7 protein-coding genes are annotated in these 2,670 nt (G+C 41.8%); 6 read left to right on the forward strand and 1 reads right to left on the reverse strand.

Annotated elements, in window-relative coordinates; genetic code table 11:
• Nucleotides 1–114 precede the first annotated feature (114 nt).
• The 5 genes from LC653_RS46070 (at nucleotide 115) to LC653_RS45630 (ending at nucleotide 2,004) form a co-directional block, all read left to right on the forward strand.
• Nucleotides 115–345 (forward strand): DNA cytosine methyltransferase, encoded by a 231-nt coding sequence (locus LC653_RS46070; RefSeq protein WP_229501809.1) that lies wholly within the window; start codon nucleotides 115–117, stop codon nucleotides 343–345.
• 120 nt (nucleotides 346–465) lie between these two features.
• Nucleotides 466–645: a helix-turn-helix domain-containing protein gene (locus tag LC653_RS46700; RefSeq protein WP_308189279.1), complete on the forward strand. Its 180-nt coding sequence runs from the start codon at nucleotides 466–468 to the stop codon at nucleotides 643–645.
• The gene (locus tag LC653_RS45620; protein WP_308189278.1) at nucleotides 642–1,007 is read left to right on the forward strand and encodes a DUF1993 domain-containing protein; all 366 of its coding nucleotides are present in this window, start codon (nucleotides 642–644) and stop codon (nucleotides 1,005–1,007) included. The genes LC653_RS46700 and LC653_RS45620 overlap by 4 nt, the downstream gene beginning before the upstream one ends.
• A gap of 119 nt (nucleotides 1,008–1,126) precedes the next feature.
• Complete coding sequence (locus LC653_RS45625; protein WP_229501810.1) at nucleotides 1,127–1,537, forward strand: hypothetical protein; 411 nt, start codon at nucleotides 1,127–1,129, stop codon at nucleotides 1,535–1,537.
• A 161-nt stretch (nucleotides 1,538–1,698) separates the two neighbouring features.
• Nucleotides 1,699–2,004, forward strand: a complete 306-nt coding sequence (locus tag LC653_RS45630) for a hypothetical protein (protein WP_179076662.1) — start codon at nucleotides 1,699–1,701, stop codon at nucleotides 2,002–2,004.
• Here the strand turns inward: LC653_RS45630 and LC653_RS45635 are convergent.
• Nucleotides 1,970–2,170: a hypothetical protein gene (locus LC653_RS45635; protein WP_229501811.1), complete on the reverse strand. Its 201-nt coding sequence runs from the start codon at nucleotides 2,168–2,170 to the stop codon at nucleotides 1,970–1,972. The two genes, LC653_RS45630 and LC653_RS45635, sit on opposite strands and share 35 nt — an antisense overlap.
• A gap of 153 nt (nucleotides 2,171–2,323) precedes the next feature.
• Here LC653_RS45635 and LC653_RS45640 point away from each other — a divergent pair, with 153 nt between their 5' ends.
• Nucleotides 2,324–2,527 (forward strand): hypothetical protein, encoded by a 204-nt coding sequence (locus tag LC653_RS45640; protein ID WP_229501812.1) that lies wholly within the window; start codon nucleotides 2,324–2,326, stop codon nucleotides 2,525–2,527.
• The last annotated feature ends 143 nt before the right edge of the window (nucleotides 2,528–2,670 follow it).

A 2,670-nucleotide genomic window follows, 5' to 3' on the forward strand; every position in this document is an offset into this window, starting at 1 on the left:
TGTGGCGATCGCTTCCATGACACTGCATCAAGGACGACCGCCTGACCCCTCCTCGACTGTTCAATAACTTTCAAAGCTGTAGCCCTTATTCCGTATAGCTTAGAGCTTTTCTTAGTGCCATTCGGTTGCAACCGTAGTAAGTTCGCTGATATCTGGTTGCCTGATGGTACTGTCAAATCCCTGTCTATTGAGGGGGCTGCTATCTTGCAAGGGTTTCCCGGTTGGTACGAGTTTCCAAACGAAACTGCTACGGCGGGGTCAATTATCGGCTATTCCGTACCTCCTTCTTTTGCAACTCAATTATTCATGTCGGCACAAAGTATTTTGAAAGGAGCAAAAGTATGACTAACCGATGGACTAAACTTGGAGCAGTGCTGGTACATCTCCCCACCTTGGGACTAACGAATCGGGCCTCTACTGGTCAGTCTGTTAGAGCGAGTCTATGGGGAGCAATTACTAAATGCAATCGCACGAACAGATACATTAGTACTAACTCAGGAATATATTGCTAAGATACTGGGCTGTCGTCGCACTGGGGTTACGGAGGTAGCAACTAGACTCAGCCGAGCCGGAATGATTAGCTACAGGCGTGGAAATATTACCATCTCGACGAAGTTTAAACTTTTTCAGGAGAAATATCAGTGACCATTTCAATGTATCAAGCTTCAGTACCAGTGTTTATTCACACACTTAATAATCTTGTAAGTATTCTTGAAAAAGCTGATACATACACACAAACCAAAAAAATAGATCAGTATGTGTTGCCCAATAGTCGTCTATTCCCAGATATGTTTCCATTGTCAAGACAAGTACAAATTGCCTCTGACATAGCAAACAGAGGTGCTGCACAATTAGCAGGGGCAGAAGCACCCAAGTTTGAGGACAATGAAACTACATTGCCCGAACTTATTGACCGCGTTCAGAAAACTATCTCTTATTTACACACATTTAAACCCGAACAAATAGATGGTTCGGAAGATAAAAAAATTATTTATCCCGCGATCTAAATCCCCCACCATTTAGTACAATGCTTTGGTAGCAATTCTTAATCCCCGATTAACGCAAAAATAATTGATAACTTTTTAACAGTACTGTCTGTTTACCCCATCTCCTCAATATCCACAATATGAATATCGACCGATTGCAGTCACTTAAGCAAAAACTGACGAATGACGCAGACTTGTCCGATATCTGGCTATTTTATATGGATCATTTTGCGGATCTGCCGGAATTCACTGACCTGGGTGAGCCTGCCTATAATGAATATCTAGATGCTGTCCTCCAAAAAACTTGTCAGCAGATGTTTGGCAGTGCAATAAAGATTAGTGACTTTTTGTTGATCTACATAGCTCCGTATCATTTATTTCATGGAGCTTTCCAAATTCAAGGACGTATTGGGGGTGTGATTTATTTCGAGGATATAAAAATTGGGTTAATTGCAGTGTCGGCAGATTATCCCCCTACCGATGCAGTTAAGTATTCACGTTTTACTGAGGTGATTCAACTGTCTGCTCCTAATGCCAATGATCGCAATTGAGAGAAGCACAACTTATAGATGTCATCTTATGCTTTTTGCCCTGAGCAAAACTAGTAGTCTAATAGTAAAAGGCTGTTCAGACTGGAGACTGTTGCTAAAATAACGTGCAATTGTATGTCACAACTTTATATAATCCCTAGTAGAGGACTAACGAAAGTAATATGACCGACACGCCTGAGTATTTCCCTAGCAGACTAGACCGACTTGAACAAATAGTATTGGGGCTTGCTGAGAGACAATCCAATACTCAACAGCAATTAGACTCACTTACCGAAAATGTAAATCGTGTATTAGCCAGAAGTGCAATTTTAGATGATGTACTACTTGAGTTACGCGATAGCCACGAAATACATCAACGTAACTTTGAAGAACATCAACGAAATTTTGACGAAAATCAACGCACTACAAACGCAGCACTACAAAGCCTTGAGGCTATCTTGCTACAGTTGACTCGAAATCATTCTTGAGGCGCGATGGCGCTGCTTCGCCCGCCTTCATGCGATCGCACGGGGTGTAAATTTCGAGCAATTCATCTTCACTAAAAGCGATTGTCTCTTGCCATTGATGCTGACCGTAGAGAAGCAATGACTTTGAAGCGAAGGTAATATTAACCAGCGTCAAAATGGAACTCATACACAGCAGTCGAATTGAGTCCTAATTTGCTATCCTCAGAGATCCTGCCCTGTATTTACCTGATGATAACTATGGATATGCGTCGGCTTATAAAAAAGGTTTCGCATCACTTGCAGAGCATTGTTTGGCAGGGCAATAAAGATTACTGACTTTTTGCTGATCTACATAGCTCCGTATAATTTATTTCATGGGGCTTTTCAAGTTGAAGGACGTATTGGGGGTGTGATTTATTTCGAGGATATAAAAATTGGGTTAATTGCAGTATCGGCGGATTATCCTCCTACCGATGCAGTTAAGTATTCACGTTTTTCCGAGATGATTCAACTGTCGGCTCCTAATGGCAACGAGCGCAATTGAGATTCACTCTTTAATGGTAAGGATTCAGGTGGCAGAGTATTGACAAGGAGGACACTTGAGGGTGAGTATCACAAATATGAACCAAAGCCAGCCTGAAGAATTAGACCGAGAAAGTTTGAGCCAGTTGCCCAAAGAAGAACTGG

The organism is Nostoc mirabile CHAB5784 (genome assembly GCF_020829645.1).
Lineage (GTDB): Bacteria > Cyanobacteriota > Cyanobacteriia > Cyanobacteriales > Nostocaceae > Nostoc > Nostoc mirabile.